Consider the following 19476-nt stretch of genomic DNA (forward strand, 5'->3'; position numbering starts at 1 on the left):
CGTCCTAATGTCCACTGCTGCGCCAGCGCAGCAGCCGCGCCTCCACTGCTGACATCGCCAGCGCCGTGAGATAGCCGATCACGCCCAGCAGGATCACGCCGCCGAACAGGTCGGCGGAGCGGAACGCGCGGGCCGACAGCAGCACCCAATGGCCGAGCCCGTCGAGGCCGGCGAGGATCTCGCAGACGACAGCAAGGATTAGCGACACGGTCAGGCTGAGCCGCATGCCGGAGATGATGTCCGGGCTTGCCGAGGGCAGCGCGATCTTGAAGATCACCGCGAGACGCGACATGTGCAGCGAGCGCGCGACCTCGTAGAGCCGCGGCTCCACGGCGGCGAAGCCGTGAATAGTCGCGAGCAGCATCGGCCAGATCGCACCGAAGGCGATGACGAACAGCGCCATGCCCTGGGTCAGGCCGAACAGCGCGATGGCCACGGGAATGATCGCGGACACCGGCAGCGGGCGCAGGAATTCGAGCGACGGCGCCACATAGGTGCGCATCGCTTTCGATGAACCGATCATGGCACCCAGCGCAATGCCGGCGACGGAGGCGACCAGCCAGCCGTAGAACATGTGCTCGAGTGTGCCGAGCGTCTTGTCCCAGAGCGTGCCGCTGGTGAAGCCGCGCACCAGCGCTGCCCAGGCGCGATCGGGGCCGGGCAGGAACACCGGCGAGACCAGCTTGAGATCGGCGACGAGTTGCCACAGAGCGATCAGCGCGGCCGCGAAGGCGAAGCTGGCGATGCGCCAGAAGATGGTGCTCCACCTCATCGGGCGTCTCCCACCATGGCGGCCGGCCCGAACAGATGGCGTTGCGCAGCCAGCAGGCCGATGTTCAGCGCATACCCGATGATGCCGATCCACAGCAGGTAAGCGAGCATGAGATCGGGCCGCAGCGCCTGCTGCGCGATCATGATGCCGGCGCCGAGGCCGAGCGGGTTGATCGCGATCTCCACGGTGACGGCGACGATCAGCGCGATGCCGGCGGCAAGACGGAAGGCGAGGAAGATGCGGGGCAATGCGGCGGGGATGACGATCTTGCGCACGCGATCGCGCGGCGATAGCCGCAGTGCGCGCGAGACCTCGATCAGCCGCGGCTCGATGCTGCGCACCGCCGCGCGGCTGAGGATCAGGATCGGCCACAGGCAGGCGAAGGCGACGATGACGATTTCCATGCGATAGCCGAAGCCGAGCGCAATCAGCGCGATCGGCAGCAGCGCGATGGAGGGGATCGGCCGCAGCGATTCGATGGTGACTTCCATCAGCCGGTCGAGCTGCTTGATCAGGCCGAGCGCAATTCCGAAGGCCAGCCCGAGCGCGCCGCCGAGCGCGAGCCCGGCAAAGGCCGACACCAGCGTGTCGCGCGTGGCGGTGAGGATCGAGCCATCGGCGAACGCGCCGAACAGAGCGATGACGATGGCGCTCGGTGCCGCCAATGCGTCGCTATGGATCTGCACCGACTGCGCCCAGACTTCGAGCACGATCAGCAAGACGCCCGGCAGGATCAGCGCCTTGAGGCGCTTGCTCTTCATGACTCAGATGCCTTGATGAAGTCGAACAGTTCACGGCGCAGCCGCAGGAATTCCGGATTCTCGCGGGTGGTGAGCTGATCGCGCGGGCGCGGCAGGTCGATCGGCAGTTCGATGCCGATGCGGCCGGGATGCGGCAGCAGGCCGATGACGCGGTCGCCGAGATAGATCGCTTCTTCCAGATCGTGGGTAACGAAGATCACCGTCGCCTTGCTGCTCTCCAGCAACGTCAGCACCTCGTCCTGCAAGCCCTGTCGCGTCATCGCGTCGAGCGCGCCGAACGGCTCGTCCATCAGCAGCGCCTTCGGCTCCTGCGCAAGACAGCGCGCAATCTGCAGCCGTTGCTGCATGCCGCCGGACATTTCGGCGGGATACTTGCCGGCATGATTGGGCAGGCCGACTTTCTTCAGCAGGGCATCGATACGGGCAGGGCGCTGCGCCGCCGGCATGCCGATGGTCTCCAGCGCCAGCGATACATTGCCGGCCGCGGTGCGCCACGGCAGCAGCGCCTTGCCGTAATCCTGGAACACGATGGCGACGTCGCGCCGCGGCTCGCGCATCACGGCGCCGTCGAAGTTCACCTGTCCTGAGGTCGGTTGATACAGGCCCGCGGCAAGGCGGAGTGCAGTCGTCTTGCCGCAGCCGGACGCGCCGATCACGCAGAGGAATTCGCTCGGCTTCACGTCGAAGCTGAGGTCCTCGATGATGCGCTTGCCGCCGAGATCGAGCGTCACGTTGGAAAACGCGATCTGGGCTTTCTCGCCTGTGACGGGCGCTGTGGTGGTGCGAACAGCCGCGATGGTCATGGTCAGCCTCCCCGGCCGGGTGGATAGACGTAATCCAGTGTGGAATGCAGATGCGACGTCAGCATCGCCTGGGCGGCGCCGACATCGCGGGCGAGGACGCGATCGGCCAGAATCTGATGCGCCGCGACGAAACGCGCGCCGCTGTCGAAGCCGCGCATCATCACGCGGCGATAGCGATAGGCCTGATCGTAGAGTTCGGAATGTGCGGTCAGGAGCCGGCGCGAGCCGCAAGTAGCCAACAGCGCAGTGTGAAAGCCCTTGTGCAATCTGTCGAAGTCAGGCGCGCCCTCGCGGAATTCGTCGCCGGTGCGCTCGATGTGGCGGCGCATCTGATGCAGGGTGCCGAGAATGTCGGCCTCCCAGGCGTCGTCGCCGTTCTCGATGGCGAGGCGCACCGCCTCGACCTCGATCACGGTGCGCATCCGGGTGATATCGGCGAGGTCCTCACGGCTGACATCGGCCACGCGGAAGCCGCGCTGGCCGATGCCGACGATCAGTCCGCGCGAGATCAGCCGCGACAGCCCCTCGCGCATCGGCGTGGCGCCGATCTCGTAGCGTTGCACGAGATCGACGATGCCGAGGCGCGTGCCCGGCGCGAGATCGCCCGCAATGATGTCCTGCTCGAGACGCAACGCCGCGCGTTCGCTCAGTGTATCAGACGCAGCACCTTCCGGAGCTTTCGAGACGGTCGGCGCCATTGCAGTCAGTGCTTCCTACTTCAGAATGAGTTTGTTGAGATCGAGCTTGGTCTCGAGCATCTTCTGCGACGACATGATGTCGATCCACCAGGCGAGCTGCTCGGGCTTCAGTTCGGGCTCGGACTTGTTCGGCGGCGACGCCTTCACCAGTTCGATGGTCTGCTTGGTGAATTTGGCGATCGAGGCCGACGCCTTCTCGCGATCGTCGTTGACGATCTTCGCGCCTTCGGCGATGGCCGCGCGAAATTTCTTGATCACTTCGGGATTCTTCGTCGCCCAGTCGCGCGAGGCGGCGTAGAAGATGATCGGCTCGCTGCGGTTCAACTCGCTCGCATAGCGCGCGCCGACGCTGCCGCTGCCGGCGGCAAGCATGCGCGACACCGTCGGCTCGGCGGTCAGCACCGCATCGACGCCGCCGGACTTGATAATGTCGGGCATGGTCGGGAAGGTGACTTCGACGAAGTTGACCTTCTTCGGATCGACGCCCTTTTCCACCAGCCATTTCACGAACAGCACATGCAGGAAGGCGCCGAGGCCGGGGGCGCCGACTTTCTTGCCGACGAAATCCTTTGGCTCCTTGATGGTGATGCCGTTGCGCACGAATGCGGTGATGTTGGCATTCGATGAAGGGCCCATCACGGTGGCGCCGGCGACGGCAACGAGGTCGAGGCCCCCATCGGCGGCCTGCAGGAACACGGTGGAGGTCGGTCCGCCGATCTGGATCGAGTTCGACATGATCGCGGCGGGAATGTTCGAATTGATCGCGATCGGCACCATCTCGGCATCGAGGCCATGCTTCTTGAAGATGCCTTCGTCCACCGCGACCATGGCCGAGGCGCAGTCGGTGGTGGCGGTGCAGCCGATCTGAAGCTTGATCTGGGCCTGGGCCGTGCCGGTCAATGCAAGCATGGCGACGGCAGTGGTCATCATCCATCGGGTCATTGTCGTCTCTCCCTCATGACGATCTTTGCGATCGCCTCTTGTTTATCGATATTTTTTTTGATCATATATTTTTATCAAGAACAAGCAAGTGGGAGACGCTCATGAAACTCGCGACATATCGTGCCGGCGGTCAGGACAAAGTGGGGATCGTCCACGCCAATGATGCCAGGCTGTTCGATCTGGCGGCCGCCGCTGGCCGCGATGGCGGCGATCCCGCTTTCGCCTCCATGCTGGCGCTGATCGATGCCGGCGATGCCGCGCTCGACAAGGCTCGCGGCATTTTCGAGAAGCATGGCAGCGACGCTGCGCTGTCGGTCGCGGTGGCCGGGGCCGAGATCCTCGCGCCGGTGCCGGAGCCCCGGCAGTGCCGCGACGGCATGTCGTTTCCGATCCACATTCTCGGCGCGCCGAAAGGCCAGCGACGGCTCGCGGCACGCGCGGCGAATGACATGGCGGAATTGGCCCGGATCGATGCCGAACCGCCGGGTGAACTGCCCGATGTCTACAAGAAAATTCCCATCTACTACATCACCAACCGCTTCAGCGTGCGCGGCACCAACACCACGGTGCAGTGGCCGCGCTACAGCAAGGTGATGGACTATGAACTCGAATATGGCGTCATCACCAAGAACAAGGGCGCCAACATCTCCGCTGCGAAAGCGAAAGATCACATCTTCGGCTACACCATCTTCAATGACTTCTCTGCCCGCGATGCGCAGCGCCTCGAAATGGAAGGTCGTCTCGGTCCCGCCAAGGGCAAGAGCTTCGACGGCGGCAATGTGATGGGGCCATGGATCGTCACCCCCGACGAGATCGGCGATCCCTACAAGCTGAAGATGGAATGCCGCGTGAACGGCAAGGTGCGCTCAGCGGGTGTCAGCGACGGCATGCTGTTCTCGTTCGAGGAGCTCATCGCCCATATCACGCAGGACGAGACGCTGATGCCCGGCGAATTCATCGGCTCCGGCACCGTCGGCAATGGCTGCGGTCTCGAACTCGGCTGGTATCTCGAACACAATGACGAGATCGAACTCGAAGTCGAGAAGATCGGCGTGCTCAGGAACAAGGTGGTGCGGCAGGACGTGTGACGCACGCCCTGTCGAGCGCGCAATTGCGCGTTATGACCGGGCGATCCAGTAAACGCGAATTCTGCAGAATCACCCGCTGTCGCGGGTGATGACAAGCGAGCGGGAGGCGAAACGCCTTTCGCAACGACGACACGAAACAAAAACACAACGAGGAAAACCCATGGCCCGCAAACTCATCGACATCTCCGTTCCCCTGCAGAACGATGTTCCCGCCGATCCGCCAGGCAACCACCCGACCATCAACTATATCGACCATCAACAGGGCCTGCCGCGGATGCTGCAGTTCTTCGACGGGTTGAAGAAGGACGATCTGCCGGATGGTGAGGGCTGGGCGGTGGAGCAGATCTCGCTCTCCACCCATAACGGTACGCATCTCGATGCGCCCTATCACTTCCACCCCACCATGAATCGCGGCGAGCGGTCGTGGACCATCGATGAAGTGCCGCTCGAATGGTGCTTCCAGCCGGGCGTGAAGCTCGACTTCCGCCATCTGCCCGATGGCTATGTCGCCACCGCCAAGGACGTCGAAGATGAGCTCAAGCGCATCGGTCACACGCTGAGCCCGCTGGAGATCGTGGTGGTGAATACGTCGGCCGGCGTCAAATACGGCCAGCAGGACTACGTCAATTCCGGCTGCGGCATGGGATATGACGCCACCATGTATCTGCTCGAACGCGGCGTGCGCCTCACCGGCATCGATGGCTGGAGTTGGGATGCGCCGTTCGTGTTCACCGCGCAGAAATATGCCGAGACCAAGGACGCCAGCCTGATCTGGGAAGGCCACAAGGCAGGTCGCCACATCGGCTATTGCCACATCGAGAAGCTGCACAATCTCGAAGGCCTTCCATCCACCGGCTTCATGGTGTCGTGCTTCCCGGTGAAGATCGAGAAGGCATCGGCCGGCTGGACCCGCGCCGTGGCGATCATCGATTAGGCACCGAGGCAACGGAAGGTGAATGGCCATGAAACTCGGCGGGATGCTGCCCGGATCATGCAACTGCATGCTCCATTCGACCAATCTTCTGTCATATACATCATCGAGCCGGCGCGGTTTCCTGCGTGGGCTGGCGGGCGCTGCCGTCGTGGCGGCAGCTGGCACCGGACAACGGGCGCGCGCGGCGGAAGGTGCACCGTTTCGTATCGATGTCCATCATCACCTGTCGCCGCCGACCTATGTGTCGGCGTCGAAGGCCGGCAATTTCGGTGATCCGTTGATGCAGAACTGGACGCCCGAAAAGTCGATCGCGGACATGGACAAGGCCGGCATCGCCGTGTCCATTCTGTCGGTGACGACGCCGGCACTCAATGTCGTGACAGGACAACAGGCGCGCTCCTTGGCCCGCGAGTCCAACGAATATGCCGCCAGGCTGGTGGCCGATCATCGCGGCCGGTTCGGCAGTTTCGCGATGGTACCGTTGCGCGACATCGATGGTTCGCTGCAGGAAATCGCCTATGCGCTCGACGTCCTGAAAGCTGACGGGATCGGCCTGATGACGAGCTATGGCGACAAGTGGCTTGGCGATCCCTCCTTCATTCCGGTGATGGAGGAGCTCAACCGGCGCAAGGCGCTCGTCTATACGCATCCGACGGGAGCGAATTGCTGCGTCAATCTGGCTCCGACGCAGCAGCCGGTCATGATTGAATTCGGCACCGACACCACCCGCACGATTGCCGATATCATCTTCAGCGGCAATGCGCGCAGATTCCCGGACATCCGGTGGATCTTCTCCCATGCCGGCGGCACGATGCCATTCCTGATCGAACGCTTCGTGCGCAATCCGATGCTCGATCCGAAAGCCAAAGGGTCCGTGCCCGATGGGACATTGGCTGAACTGAAGCGCTTCTACTACGACACGGCGCAGACTTCGAACAAGGGCTCGATGTCGGCGCTGGCCGCGATCATTCCGGCGTCGCAGATACTGTTCGGCACCGACTTCCCCTATCGGACGGGCATCGATCATGTGGAAGGATTGCGCAATGCCGGCGTATTTTCCAGCGACGAGCTGGCCGGCATCGAACGCGGCAATGCAGCGAAGCTGATGCCGCGACTGGGTGGATAGGCGAAGAGAGGTTGCAAGACAGCTAATGGCCTCCCTCCCTCCAGCCGCGCAGCGGCGCAGTGGGGAGGGAGAAGAAAGCTAGCCCCTAAAATCCCGCACGCGTTTCACCATCTGCTCCACATGCGCGATCGGTGTTTCCGGCTGGATGCCGTGACCGAGATTGAAGAGGAAACGGCCCTGCGCGTAATTCGCCAGCACATCGTCGATGGCGCGGTCGAGGGCTGCGCCGCCGGCGATCAGCACCAGCGGATCGAGATTGCCCTGCACGGCGACGCGGCTCTGCACGCGATCACGAATGAAGCCGGGCTCCGCAGCCCAGTCGATGCTCACCGCATCGACGCCGGTCGCTTCCACATAGCCCGGCAACTGCGCGCCGGCGCCGCGGGGAAAACCGATGATCTTCGCATTCGGCACCTTGGCGCGCACGCCGGCAACGATTCGCTTCGTCGGCTCCACCGACCAGCGCTGGAATTCCGCGGCCGGCAGCACGCCGGCCCATGTATCGAAGATCTGCAGCACTTCGGCACTGGCTTCGAGCTGGCGCAACAGATACTGGATCGAGTTCTCCACGATCACATCGATGATCGTCGAAAATGCTTCGGGATGGCGATAGGCCATCATGCGCGCGGGCCCCTGATCGGGCGTGCCGCGGCCGGCGACCATATAGGTCGCGACCGTCCACGGCGCGCCGCAGAAGCCGATCAGCGTCACTTTCGGATCGAGGGCAGCACGCACGCGGCGCAGCGCTTCGAAGACCGCATCGAGCTTGCCGAAATCTGCCGCGCGCGAGAGCGTGGCGACCTGCTCCGGCGTGTCGAGCGGATCGAGCCGCGGGCCTTCGCCGGCCTCGAAGCGCACGCTGCGCCCGAGCGCATAGGGAATGACGAGAATGTCCGAGAAGATGATCGCGGCGTCGAAGCCGAAGCGGCGGATCGGCTGCAGCGTGACTTCGGTGGCGAAATCCGGATTGAAGCAGAGATCGAGGAAGCCGCCGGCCTGTTCGCGGACCTTGCGATATTCCGGCAGATAGCGTCCGGCCTGCCGCATCATCCACAATGGCGGCGTGCTCCGGCGCTGGCCGTTGAGGACGTCGAGAAAGGGCTTTGCAGGCGAGGTCGTGTCGGACGAGGTCAAGGGCAGGTTCCGCGATTAAGGAGGCCGGAAAAGGTGCGGCTCCTGATACACGCTCATGCCGGGCTTGGCGAGGCGCGGCCAGCCGGGGCTCCTGCATTCTTGATATATCGCAAGGTGCGAGGGCGACAAAAGCCGCATATAAAGCGTATAAATCGTGAACTCATTGCCCAAGATCGACATGACGACAGACATTGCCTCCGATATCGCGCAGCAACGCGCCAGAGCCAAAGAGTGGTTCGAATCCCTGCGCGATCGCATCTGCGCCGAGATCGAGACACTGGAACGGGACGCGCCCCAGGCGCTGTTTCCCGGAACGCCTGCGACATTCACTTTCAAGCCCTGGACGCGCAAAACCGGGAGTGGCGGCGGTGTCGGTGGTTTCCTGTCGGGGGGGCGCCTGTTCGAGAAGATCGGCATCCATACGTCGTCGGCCAATGGCAAACTGTCGCCCGAGATGGCACGCGCGATGCCGGGCAGCGGTGCGCAGCTCGATTATGTCTCCACCAGCATCAGCCTGATCATGCATCCGCGTTCGCCGCGCGTGCCGACCGTGCATATGAACACGCGTTTCCTCGCCACGTCTGTCGGCTGGTTCGGCGGTGGCGCCGATCTCACGCCGATGCTGCCGGCGCAGCGCACGCCGGATGCGCCCGATACGGTCACCTTCCATGACGCGATGCGCGCCGCCTGCGATGCGCATGATCCCGGCTACTATCCGAAATTCAAGGCGTGGGCCGACGACTACTTCTTCCTGCCGCATCGCGGCGTCGCCCGCGGCGTCGGCGGCATCTTTTACGATCAGCTGAACAGCGGCGACTTCGAGAAGGACTTTGCCTTCACGCGCGATGTCGGCGCCGCTTTCCTCGATATCTATCCGCGCATCGTGCGGACACGGATGCAGGAAGCCTGGACTGACGAGGAACGCGCGCAGCAACTGGAAACGCGCGGTCTTTATGTCGAATTCAACCTGCTCTATGACAAGGGCACGATGTTCGGCCTGCAGACCGGCGGCAACACCGAGACCATCATGAGCTCGATGCCGCCGATGGTGAGCTGGACGTAGCTATGACGCGGGTACCGCTTCGATCGCGGCCTGCACCGCCCAGGACAGGTCGGTGTTGAGCTGGAAGGCCAGCGAGCCTTCTGCGACGATGGCCTGCGGATTGGCGGCAAGCTTGCCGGCGGCATCCAGCGCGTTGCGATAGTCGCTCTTGAGCGCGGCGAGATCGGCATGGGCCGGGAAGTCGTAGAACGCCAGTTCGTTCGGCTGCAGGCCGGGCTTCTTCGCCAACAGGCGCTTCAGGATCTGGCCGCCGGAGAGATCACCGAGATAGCGCGTATAGGCGTGAGCGATCAGCAATTCGCCGTTGCCCTTCGCTGCCTCCTCGATGCGCTTTGCATAGGCGGTGCCTTCGGCGAGCAACGGGATCGCCGAAAAGTCGCCGCCGCACATGGCGACCAGATCGGCCTTGAGTGGCGACGAACGGTCGAGCCGATAGGCGGCCAGAGCGGCGAGGACGGGATTGTCGCGGTGGCTTTCGAGGCCGGCTTCGAGCGCCTGATAGGCCGGCAGCAGATTGCGCTGCAGCAGGACATAGCCCTCGCGGCTGACATCCCCGCGCAGCATGTCGCGGATGATGCCGGAGCGCTCTGCCTCGGTATGCAGTGTCTTGGTCGATACATAGAGATCGGTCACGACGCTGGTCGGCGAGGTGGGCGAGGGGGCCGTCATGGAAGTCTCCGGTATTTTGTCTGGAACTCAGCGGCCGGACCATACCACCTTCGCGGATGGTCACAAGTTTGCAGCGGATGGCGCGAATCCCGCCTTGTCGGCCCGTAACCGGGCATGCCAGAACACATCGACTTGACCCTTGGAGACCCGATGACCGTCCGCACCGACCTGTTTCAACACACTGCCGATTTCGCCGGTCAGGACCCTCTCCGCCAGGCGACTGCAGCGGCGGTCGATGCCTTCGCCAAAGCCTCCATCGCCATTTCCGAACTGATCGGCCGCGGCGCGCTGGCCGGGATCACCGGCGCCACCCAGGGTAGCGAAAACGCCGACGGCGACGTGCAAAAAGACCTCGACGTCCGCGCCGACGAGATGGTCCGCGCGGCGCTGAAGGATGTCGCATGGGGAGCGCTGGCCTCGGAGGAAGCCGAGACCGCGGATATTCGTGACAGCGGCGGCATCATCGATATCGCCTATGATCCGCTCGATGGATCGTCGAATATCGAGACCAACATGACCGTGGGCACGATCTTCTCGATCATGCCATCGGTGGCCGGCAAGGTGCCGTTCACCTCGCCGGGCAGTGCGCAGGTCGCCGCGGGCTTCGTCGTCTACGGGCCCCAGACCTCGCTGGTGCTCACGCTCGGCCATGGCGTCGATATTTTTACGCTGGATCGTGCGAGCGGACGCTATCAGCGCATCCGAAGCGATGTGCAGATCTCCGCCGATTGCGCCGAATTTGCCATTAACGCATCGAACCAGCGCCACTGGGAAGCGCCGGTGCGTGATTTCGTCGAGCAGTGCCTCGCCGGCAAGGATGGCGCGAAAGCCAAGAACTTCAACATGCGCTGGATCGCAGCGTTGGTTGCCGAGGCTTATCGCATTCTCGTGCGCGGCGGCGTGTTTCTGTATCCCGGCGACGCGCGCAAGGGTTACAGCGATGGCCGCCTACGTCTTGTTTATGAGGCGCATCCGATGGCGTTCATCGTCGAACAGGCCGGCGGCGCAGCGACGACTGGTCGTCGGCGCATTCTCGATGTAGCGCCGACCGCGATACATCAGCGCATTCCGCTGATCATGGGATCGAAGAACGAGGTTGCATGCCTCGAAGCATTGCACCTCGACGCCGATGGCGCATCCGTGCAGGCGGCGGAATAGCCGAACTACACTTCGTCATTTGGAGCGATTCAAAGCTACAGGGCTTCTAAGCGACGAGGCCCGGAAAGCGGTTGAGCGGCGCGATCTCAGAGCCTAGACAGGCGCGGGGTCGCGAAGGAAAAGCTCATGCTGCCACAGCCGGTCAAGGTTTCTGATATCACCGATGAAAACTCGGCGCAGACCTATCTCAACCAGGCCGTCATGACGACCTTTTGCCGTGTACTCGACAGTTCACGGCTGCCGCCGGACGTCGTGATGAAGATGCTGGCATCTGCCCTCGGCCAGACCTATCGCGAAGTCGCCACTGCGCATCAGGATGGCCTTTGCCCGTGCGGCTGGCGGCCCCAGCCCGGTGCCGATGTCGAAGGACTGCGCACCTCCCTCGAAGAGGCCGCTGCCCCGCGCCGCCGTGACGACCTGCTCAGCATGACAGCCGTCGGCCGCGCCTGAGTGCGCCGCACCTAAACGATCTGCACTGATTTCAGGCTCAGCTGTATTAAGCGGCATCACAAGATGATTGCCGCTTCACGATCTGTTGTGCCCGTATCATGGCGCATCCCGGCCAAAGATGGTAAAGTCCTTTAAACCTAAACCTTCTTGGCCCGATCCTTGAATGTCGTGGGCATCGTGCTTGTAGCAGAGTGACCTCATGACATCTTCATCTGCCGCCATGGTTGTAAACGCTCCGGACTCAATTCCCGCATGGCGCGCAGTGGCGCGGGCGATTGCTGATATCGGTGCGACTCGATGCTTCGGTCTGGTCGGTGGCGCCAATTTCAAGGTGACGCTGGGCCTCACCGATCTCGGCGTCGAATTCGTCGCAGCGCGCCATGAAGGCGGTGCGGTGAGCATGGCCGATGTCGCCGCACGGCTCACGCGCAATCTGGTCGTCGTCAGCGTCACGGCAGGTCCCGGTCTCACCAATGCGATCACCGGCATCGGTGAAGCCGCCAAAAGCGACACGCCGCTGCTCATTCTTGCCGGCGATGTCGTCACCGGCGACAAGCGGTCGGCATTTGCCTTTAATCAATCCGAACTGGTCCATTCCGTCGGCGGCGAGTGGCGGCAGATCACCGATCCCCAGACGGCCTATCTTGAAACATGGAACGCCGCCGCGCGTGCCTTGAAAGAACGCAAGCCGGTCGTGCTCAGCCTGCCGATCGACGTGCAGGACATGCAGGTCACGGCGACCATGGGCAAGCGGCATCCACCACTGAGGCCGCGCCGCACGCTCGATGCGGCGAAGTTCGAAGAGCTGGTGGCGACCATCAAGTCCTCGCGTCGGCCGCTCATTCTTGCCGGGCATGGCGCCGTCGTCGCCGACGCGCAGCCGCTTCTGGTCGATCTCGCCGACAAACTCGGCGCGCTGCTGGCCACATCGATCCAGGCACATGGCATGTTTTCGGGCCACCCCTGGAACCTCGGCATTGCCGGTGGTTTCTCGTCGCCGGCCGCGGCGGAGCTGATCGCGCAAAGCGACATGATCCTCGCTTTCGGAATGTCGTTGAATATGTGGACGACCAAAAAGGGCAAACTGATCGACGATCATGCGCAACTCGTGCAGGTCGATGTCGAAAAAGACCGCATCGGCGTGCATCGTCCGGTCGATCTTGAGCTCGAAGGAGATGCCGCTCAGGTGGCCACGGCGCTGCTGGAAGCGTTGGCGACTGAGGACATGGCGCATGTCGGCTGGCGCACGCCCGATATTGCGGCCGTGATGCATGAAAAGGGCAATCGCAACGCGCCCTATGACGACACCAGCACTGCCGAGCACATCGATCCGCGAACGCTGAGCAAACGGATGGACGAGATACTGCCGGGTGACCGCAATGTGGTTGTCGATGGCGGACATTTCGTCGGTTGGGCGGCGCGCTATCTGTCCGTGCCGGATCACCGTGGCTGGTGTATCCCGATTGCATTCCAGTCAATCGGTCTTGGCCTTGCCGGCGCGATCGGTGCGTCAGTGGTCCAGCCTAACCGTCTCACCGTGCTGGCGGTGGGGGATGGTGGCTTCCTGATGTCCATCGCAGAGCTCGAAACGGCGGTGCGCCTCAAGCGACGTCTCTGCATCTTCATCTACAACGACAGCGCCTATAGCGCCGAAGTGCACCATTTTGTGCCGGAAGGTTATTCGGCTGCGATGGCGCAGTTTCCCGTCACCGACTTTGCCGCGATCGCGCGAGGTTATGGCGCGGATGGGTGCGTGGTCCGGACGGTAGACGATCTCGCGCCAGTGAAGAGATGGGTCGCCGATGGCGCCGAGGGCGTGTTCATTGTCGATGGCCGTATCAATCCGAAGCTGATTGCGGACTGGTATCGCGAAGTCTTCAGCGGCGCGAATTTGTAGCTCTCCCTTCCTTCTCCCCGAGCACAGCGAAGCTGTGCAGGGTGGGAGAAGGTGGCTTCGCGCAGCGAAGACGGATGAGGGGTACGATTGAGTTCTGAGCTTGTGGCTACCCCTCACCCGTCTGCGCGCGAAGAAGCGCGCATCCACCCTTTCCCACCCTGCACAGCTTTGCTGTGCCCGGGGGAGAGGGAAGAAACAAGTGCTACGCGGCGGAATTGAGGATGTCGTTCTCGAGCCCGCGCAACCAGTCACCGGCAACGCTCAGGTCCGCCTGCGAAAGCTGGTGCCCGACCGGTAGCGTGCGATGCTGCACATCCGCACCGGCTTTGGCCAAGGATACAGCCAGCCGCTGAGCGTTGTCGGTCGGGATGATCGGGTCGAATTGCCCCGATACGATCAAGACCGGCTTGCCCGTAAGCTTGACCGCAGGCGCATCACTCAACGGCACCATCGCGCGAAGCAAGATCGCTCCGGCAAAAGTCTCCGGCCGCAATTGCAGCACCGCCGCGGCGATATTCGCGCCGTTTGAATAGCCGAGCGCAATCGGTGCCGGCAGATCGTAACGCTTGCGGGCATCGTTCACGAAATCTGCAAGCGCGTTGGCGCGGTTGCGGACATCCTGCTCGTCGAACACGCCTTCCGCGAGGCGGCGGAAGAAGCGCGGCATGCCGTTCTCGAGAACCTGGCCGCGCGGCGATAGCAGCGACGCGCCGGGCGCCACGGTCTGGCCGAGCGGCAACAGATCGTTCTCGTCGCCGCCGGTGCCGTGTAGCAGCAGGAGGGGAGTGGCTCCGTGCCGGTTTCCCGGCACGAAGCGATGCATGTGAGACAGGTCGGTCATGCCGTCACCTCATTCGTTGTGAGCGGTGGCAACACGCGCTCGATGTCGCTGCGATGCTTTTCGAGGAAAGCCGGCAGCTTCAGGTTCTGCCCGAGCTGTTCGACCGGCTCGTCCACGGCGAAGCCGGGGTCGTCGGTGGCGATCTCGAACAGCACGCCGCCGGGTTCGCGGAAATAGACCGAGCGGAAGTAATTGCGATCCTTCTGCTCCGTCACGTGCTGGCCGTGTACCTCGACAAGCTTGCGGCTCATCTCGGCCTGCTCGGCATCATCCTTGGCGCGGAAGGCGACGTGATGCACCGAGCCGCGGCCCTGACGACCCGGCAGAAAGCCGCCGGCCTCGTAGATGTCGACCACGGCGCCTTCCCGGGCGTCGCCGGTGAGGCGGATGATCGAACCTTCGCGGGCGACTTCCTTGAAGCCGAACACGTCGGTGAGGATCGCGCTCGTCTTCTCGGCCTTCTCCAGCAGCAGCGTCACGCCATGGAAGCCGCGGATCGCATGTTCGGCCGGGATGTCGCCATTGCTCCAGCCCGCTTCATCTTCCGCACCAGGAACGCCGACGAGCGCGAGGCTCATGCCGTCCGGATCGGTGAAGGGCAGCACGGATTCGCCGAACCGCTTCTCCAGGGCTTCATGCGCGATACCCTGCGCGACGAAGCGATGCGTCCAGTAGCCGAGCGACTTCGCGGGGACGCGGAACGCGGTCTGCTGGGTCTGGCCGACACCACCGCGACCAGGTGCGGCATGCTCCCACGGGAAGAAGGTCAGGATCGTGCCCGGCTTTCCGGCCTCGTCGCCGTAATAGAAGTGATAGGTGCCGGGATCGTCGAAATTGACGGTCTTCTTGACGAAGCGCAGGCCCAGCGCGCGGGTGTAGAAGTCGAAATTCCGCAGCGCGGGGCCGGCGATGGCGGTAACGTGATGAATGCCTGACATGGTCTTGTCTCCGGTTTGGGAGGGCGTGTCGTCCTCTGTTGCCCGGATAATTGGTCTGTTCTCGTTCAAAGACAATCTGGCGATTTGTGACAAGACTGTCTATGATTTGAGGACAATCTATCGCTCAACCCCTCATCTTGAGGAGCGGCCTTTTGGCCGCGTCTCGAAGGATGGAAGCGGAGCCAAGCCAGCTCATGGTTCGAGACGGCGCTGCGCGCCTCCTCACCATGAGGGCCGGAGTGCATGCGGAATGGATAAACTCGATAGCCTGAGGGCTTTCGTCAAAGTGGTCGAACTCGGGAGCTTTTCGGAGGCCGGGCGGCAGCTGCGGTTGTCGCGTTCGGCAATCTCGAAATATGTCGGCGAGCTGGAAGAAAGTCTCGGCGTGCAGCTGCTCAACCGCACCACGCGCCACGCCAGCCCGACCGAAGCCGGCCAGACCTATTTCGAGCGCGCGATGACCATCCTCGCCGATATCGATGCCGCCGATCAAGCCGTCGCGCAGGCGCAGTCGTCGCCGCGGGGGCTGTTGCGGGTGAATGCGCCGATGTCGTTCGGCACGTTGCAACTCGGGCCGGCGGTGGCAGATTTCATGGCGTCATGTCCAGAGCTGCAGATCCAGCTCGTGCTGTCGGACGATCAGGTCGATCCGATGCAGGGTGGGTTTGACGTGACGCTGCGGATTGCCGACCTGGAATCATCGAGCCTGATTGCACGCAAGATCGTCGCGATCGATCGCGTCGTCTGTGCTTCACCGGATTATCTGAAAGAACACGGCACGCCGAAACTCCCGGAAGACCTGCGCAAGCATGCGTTGCTCACTTACGGGCTTCTGCTGACGGGCAACCGATGGAAGCTGACCGGCAAGGATGGCGATCACTGGATCCAGCCGAGCTGGACGCTCTGTGTCAACAATGCGGAAGTGTTGCGCGACGCTGCCGTGAGGGGCAGGGGCATCGCGCTGCTGCCGACCTTCATCGCGGGTGATGCGCTGCGCGATGGTACGCTGCAAAGCGTGTTGAAGCCGTATCGGGCGCCGCCCCTGACGCTCTATGCGATCTACCCGCCGACTCGTCACCTCGCCGTCAAGGTTCGGCTTTTCATCGATTTTCTGGTGGCGCGATTTGCGGGAACGCCGAGCTGGGATGCCGGCCTTTAGCGCGAGTGAAGCTTGAAGAGCGTCTTGATCCGGGCGCCCGGACTGGCCGAGCGCCCAGAAGACGTGGAACTATGCCGCGCGCACTTCGCGGAGGAATGCATCGACCTGGGTTTTCAGGTCTTCGCCATTCCGTGACAGTTCGCCGGCGGAGTCGACGACCTGCGATGCGGCAATGCCGGTCTCGCGCGCGGCGTCATTGACGCCTGCGATATTCTGCGACACTTCGCCAGTGCCGCGGGCGGCTTCGGCGACGTTGCGGGCGATCTCGAGGGTAGCGGCACCCTGTTCTTCGACGGCAGCGGCGATGGTGCTGGCGATCTCGCTGACGCGGCCGATGGTGGACGTGATGCTCTGGATCGAATCCACCGACGCGCGGGTGGCGGTCTGGATCGAGCTCACCTGTGCAGAGATTTCGTCGGTCGCTTTCGAGGTCTGTGTCGCGAGCGCCTTCACTTCCGATGCGACGACGGCGAAGCCGCGGCCCGCTTCACCGGCACGCGCGGCCTCGATGGTCGCATTGAGCGCCAGCAGGTTGGTCTGCGCAGCAATCTCGCTGATCAGCTTCACGACGTCACCGATCTTCTGCGCGGCCTCAGCAAGGCTTTGCACTTCGCCATTGGTGACATTGGCCTGCGAGACGGCATCGCCGGCAACGCGGGCGGATTCGTTCACCTGCTTGGCGATCTCGCTGATCGAAGCGTTGAGTTCTTCGACCGCGGCCGCGACGGCCTGGGCGCTCTGCGTTGCCTCTTCAGATGCCGCGGCGACGGCGGCTGTCTGATTGGTCGATTCTTCCGCGGTGGTGGCCATCGATTGCGCGGTGTGGCGAAGTTCCGTCGCGGCCGAGCTGACAGCGCTGACGACGCTGCCGACGCCGCTCTCGAAACGGCTGGCAAGCGCATTCATCGTATCGCGGCGATCATGCTGGGCGCGTTCGCGCTGCCGTTCCTGATCCGCGCGCAGCTGTTCGGTTTCGATCAAGCCGGTCTTGAACACTTCGACGGCACCGGCCATGGAGCCGATTTCGTCGCTGCGCCCCGCGCCGGGCACTGCGATCGTGTGATTGCCATTGGCAATGTCGCGCATCGCGGTTTCCAGCGCATGGATCGGCTTGGCCATACTGCGGCCCATGAAGGTGGCCACGGCGCCAGCCAGCAGCAATACGCATCCGGAGATGATGGCGAGCCAGGTGAGGGAGGAGCGCATCAAAGCCTGGTAACGACTGGTGTCGCGGGTGATCTCGAACACGGCGATATTTTCGCCCGAGAAGCTCTTGATGGCGCCGAAAGTAGTTGCGACCGGCTTGCCGTCGAGTTCGCCGTGCCTGGTGACGATCTCGCCGGCGAGCGCGCGGCGGAGAGCTTCGACATTGGGCGCATTCGATTTCAGGGTGGAAGCCAGTGTCTTGCCGACCTGACCGTCGATCTGATGAATGCCGACATCGACGCCGAAGCGGGCCTTCATGCTCTCCACGAAGGTCTTTCCGAACGGTGCGCCGACATCGATGGTGCCGAGAAGGGTCTGCCCATCCATGGCAGGCGCGACACCGAAGACATTGAGCGCATCGCGGCCGGGCTCGATGCCGCCGACCGGCTGCTTGCTGCTCAGACCCTGTACGACCATCTTGCGGCGCTCGGCCACGTTGTCGCCAAAGGTGCCGGGATTGTGGATGCGGCCAAAGGTGATCGCTGGGGGAACCTGGACGCTGATCAGTTCGAGGCCGCGCGGCTTGATCCGTTGATGGACTTCCTTGAGATTCGCCAGCAGGGCGGCCCGGTCACTCGATTTGAGCGCGTCCTTGATCGGCTGCGACGACGCGATCGATTCCGCGACGGAAAGAAGCGTGCGGGTTTCGGCATTCAGCGCAGCGGTGAGATTGGCATAGTCATCATGCGCTTCGCGATCCAGCGCCGTGTCGATGATCGCTTGTTGCTGCCACATGCTGAAAGCGGCCAAAGCCGCGCAAGAACCTGCAGCAACCAGTGTGATGGCAACGATCATTCGTGCCGAAATCGACTTAAGTAAGTGCATTCTTCTGCCCCTTCGCCGTGACCTGAAATTGGCCGCGGTCGTAATTTCCCCACGTTGACAGCCATAGGGGGTTGCGATGAAGGAGGCCTTAATTACCTTTTTTGCTCAGGTTATGCGGTGAAGCATCGCAAGGGTCGCAAAGTCCGTCTGGCGAACAATGATGCTTTCACCAGCCGGCTACGCGCCCTCTGGCTCCATTTTGTCGCTCATCATCGCGTCCAGAAGGGACTCGTGAACCTGAATCCGGTCATCATAGCTGATAAAGCCGAGACGCCGGAACTTGTTCATGAAGTAGCTGACCCGTGACCGGGTGGTGCCGACCATCTCGGCAAGCGTCTCCTGACTGATGTCGATATCGATCGGCTTGCTGCTGCCGTCGTCGCCAAAGCGGGCGAGGATGGTGAGCAGGCGCGCAAGGCGCTTTTCGCTCGAATTGAACAGCTGGTCGGCAAGATCCTCCTCGATGCGGCTGTTGCGCGCGATCAGATAGGACATGAAAAAATCGGTCATTGCGGGGTCGTCACGCAGCGCTGCAAGCATCGTGCACTTGGTGATGGATGTGATCGTGCAGTTTTCCATCGCGGTCGCCGTCGCGGTCTGCAAGGGAATGCCATTCAAACAGCACTCACCGAAAAACTGTCCGGCCTCCAACAGGCCCACGACGGCTTCCTTGCCTTGCTCGGAGAGCACCGTGAGCTTGATACGCCCGTTCAAGATGAAGAACACGGTGTCGGCGCTATCGCCCTGACTATAGATGGCGTCGTTCTTCCTGTAGTCATGGATGATCTTGCCCGCGCCGGGCTGGGACAGGAAATAAGGAATCTCGAAGTCGAATTCCGTGGGGGCTTTCAGGACGGCATGTCGCGTCATGGGCATCTCCTGATCACGATCGGAACGATCTATTTTCAGTTGTACTGATCTGTCAGATTTTTAGAGAATTGAATTTCGGTTGAAAAGGATTGTCTGCGAGAACTGCACTGCATGATGAATCCATCGAATCTGATGGGTACAT

Annotated in this window: 19 protein-coding genes; 8 read left to right on the forward strand and 11 right to left on the reverse strand. The window is 62.7% G+C overall.

The window, feature by feature from the left end; genetic code table 11:
* Positions 1-4: 4 nt before the first annotated feature.
* The 5 genes from RPMA_RS06855 to RPMA_RS06875 are packed head-to-tail and all read right to left on the reverse strand — an operon-like array spanning position 5 to position 3976.
* Positions 5-772: an ABC transporter permease gene (locus RPMA_RS06855; RefSeq protein WP_211912115.1), complete on the reverse strand. Its 768-nt coding sequence runs from the start codon at positions 770-772 to the stop codon at positions 5-7.
* Positions 769-1533: an ABC transporter permease gene (locus RPMA_RS06860; protein WP_211912116.1), complete on the reverse strand. Its 765-nt coding sequence runs from the start codon at positions 1531-1533 to the stop codon at positions 769-771. Before RPMA_RS06860 ends, RPMA_RS06855 begins: the two co-directional genes overlap by 4 nt.
* Positions 1530-2336, reverse strand: coding sequence for an ABC transporter ATP-binding protein (locus tag RPMA_RS06865; protein ID WP_211912117.1), 807 nt, complete (start codon positions 2334-2336; stop codon positions 1530-1532). Before RPMA_RS06865 ends, RPMA_RS06860 begins: the two co-directional genes overlap by 4 nt.
* A 2-nt stretch (positions 2337-2338) precedes the next feature.
* Positions 2339-3034, reverse strand: coding sequence for a GntR family transcriptional regulator (locus RPMA_RS06870; RefSeq protein WP_211912118.1), 696 nt, complete (start codon positions 3032-3034; stop codon positions 2339-2341).
* Positions 3035-3049: 15 nt separating this feature from the next.
* Entirely contained in the window at positions 3050-3976 is a 927-nt protein-coding gene (locus RPMA_RS06875) for an ABC transporter substrate-binding protein (RefSeq protein WP_211912119.1), read from the reverse strand.
* A 101-nt stretch (positions 3977-4077) separates the two neighbouring features.
* Here RPMA_RS06875 and RPMA_RS06880 point away from each other — a divergent pair, with 101 nt between their 5' ends.
* From RPMA_RS06880 to RPMA_RS06890, 3 genes are all read left to right on the forward strand, one after another.
* Positions 4078-5064 (forward strand): fumarylacetoacetate hydrolase family protein, encoded by a 987-nt coding sequence (locus RPMA_RS06880; protein ID WP_211912120.1) that lies wholly within the window; start codon positions 4078-4080, stop codon positions 5062-5064.
* 160 nt (positions 5065-5224) lie between these two features.
* Positions 5225-5998: a cyclase family protein gene (locus RPMA_RS06885; RefSeq protein WP_211912121.1), complete on the forward strand. Its 774-nt coding sequence runs from the start codon at positions 5225-5227 to the stop codon at positions 5996-5998.
* Between the two features lie 22 nt (positions 5999-6020).
* On the forward strand, positions 6021-7124 hold the full coding sequence (locus RPMA_RS06890) for an amidohydrolase family protein (RefSeq protein WP_211912122.1): 1104 nt from the start codon (positions 6021-6023) through the stop codon (positions 7122-7124).
* Positions 7125-7202: 78 nt separating this feature from the next.
* Here RPMA_RS06890 and hemE read toward each other — a convergent pair whose 3' ends face one another.
* The gene (gene hemE, locus RPMA_RS06895) at positions 7203-8174 is read right to left on the reverse strand and encodes a uroporphyrinogen decarboxylase (RefSeq protein WP_249225701.1); all 972 of its coding nucleotides are present in this window, start codon (positions 8172-8174) and stop codon (positions 7203-7205) included.
* A gap of 262 nt (positions 8175-8436) precedes the next feature.
* On the opposite strand from hemE, the gene hemF reads away from it, so the two are divergent.
* Entirely contained in the window at positions 8437-9321 is an 885-nt protein-coding gene (gene hemF / locus RPMA_RS06900; RefSeq protein ID WP_211912124.1) for an oxygen-dependent coproporphyrinogen oxidase, read from the forward strand.
* On the opposite strand, the gene RPMA_RS06905 is transcribed toward hemF, so the two are convergent.
* Entirely contained in the window at positions 9322-9990 is a 669-nt protein-coding gene (locus tag RPMA_RS06905; protein ID WP_211912125.1) for a biliverdin-producing heme oxygenase, read from the reverse strand.
* A gap of 150 nt (positions 9991-10140) precedes the next feature.
* Between RPMA_RS06905 and RPMA_RS06910 the strand changes: the two genes are divergently transcribed.
* The 3 genes from RPMA_RS06910 (at position 10141) to RPMA_RS06920 (ending at position 13495) form a co-directional block, all read left to right on the forward strand.
* Positions 10141-11148, forward strand: coding sequence for a class 1 fructose-bisphosphatase (locus tag RPMA_RS06910; protein WP_211912126.1), 1008 nt, complete (start codon positions 10141-10143; stop codon positions 11146-11148).
* A 126-nt stretch (positions 11149-11274) separates the two neighbouring features.
* Complete coding sequence (locus RPMA_RS06915; RefSeq protein WP_211912127.1) at positions 11275-11598, forward strand: hypothetical protein; 324 nt, start codon at positions 11275-11277, stop codon at positions 11596-11598.
* A 199-nt stretch (positions 11599-11797) separates the two neighbouring features.
* Positions 11798-13495 carry a thiamine pyrophosphate-binding protein gene (locus tag RPMA_RS06920; protein ID WP_211912128.1) on the forward strand — a complete coding sequence of 566 codons (1698 nt, stop codon included), beginning with the start codon at positions 11798-11800 and terminating at the stop codon, positions 13493-13495.
* 202 nt (positions 13496-13697) lie between these two features.
* Here the strand turns inward: RPMA_RS06920 and RPMA_RS06925 are convergent, their stop codons facing one another.
* Together RPMA_RS06925 and RPMA_RS06930 are read right to left on the reverse strand one after the other, a co-directional pair.
* Positions 13698-14336: an alpha/beta hydrolase gene (locus tag RPMA_RS06925; protein WP_211912129.1), complete on the reverse strand. Its 639-nt coding sequence runs from the start codon at positions 14334-14336 to the stop codon at positions 13698-13700.
* Positions 14333-15274, reverse strand: a complete 942-nt coding sequence (locus tag RPMA_RS06930) for a ring-cleaving dioxygenase (protein ID WP_211912130.1) — start codon at positions 15272-15274, stop codon at positions 14333-14335. Before RPMA_RS06930 ends, RPMA_RS06925 begins: the two co-directional genes overlap by 4 nt.
* Before the next feature lie 250 nt (positions 15275-15524).
* Between RPMA_RS06930 and RPMA_RS06935 the strand changes: the two genes are divergently transcribed.
* Positions 15525-16433, forward strand: a complete 909-nt coding sequence (locus RPMA_RS06935) for a LysR family transcriptional regulator (protein WP_211912131.1) — start codon at positions 15525-15527, stop codon at positions 16431-16433.
* Positions 16434-16502: 69 nt separating this feature from the next.
* Here RPMA_RS06935 and RPMA_RS06940 read toward each other — a convergent pair whose 3' ends face one another.
* Both RPMA_RS06940 and RPMA_RS06945 read right to left on the reverse strand, forming a co-directional pair.
* A complete protein-coding gene (locus RPMA_RS06940; RefSeq protein ID WP_211912132.1) occupies positions 16503-18464 on the reverse strand; it encodes a methyl-accepting chemotaxis protein in 1962 nt (653 codons plus the stop codon).
* A gap of 177 nt (positions 18465-18641) precedes the next feature.
* The gene (locus RPMA_RS06945; RefSeq protein WP_211912133.1) at positions 18642-19334 is read right to left on the reverse strand and encodes a Crp/Fnr family transcriptional regulator; all 693 of its coding nucleotides are present in this window, start codon (positions 19332-19334) and stop codon (positions 18642-18644) included.
* Positions 19335-19476 lie beyond the last annotated feature (142 nt).

The sequence above is a fragment of the Tardiphaga alba genome, from assembly GCF_018279705.1.
Classification (GTDB): Bacteria; Pseudomonadota; Alphaproteobacteria; order Rhizobiales; family Xanthobacteraceae; genus Tardiphaga; species Tardiphaga alba.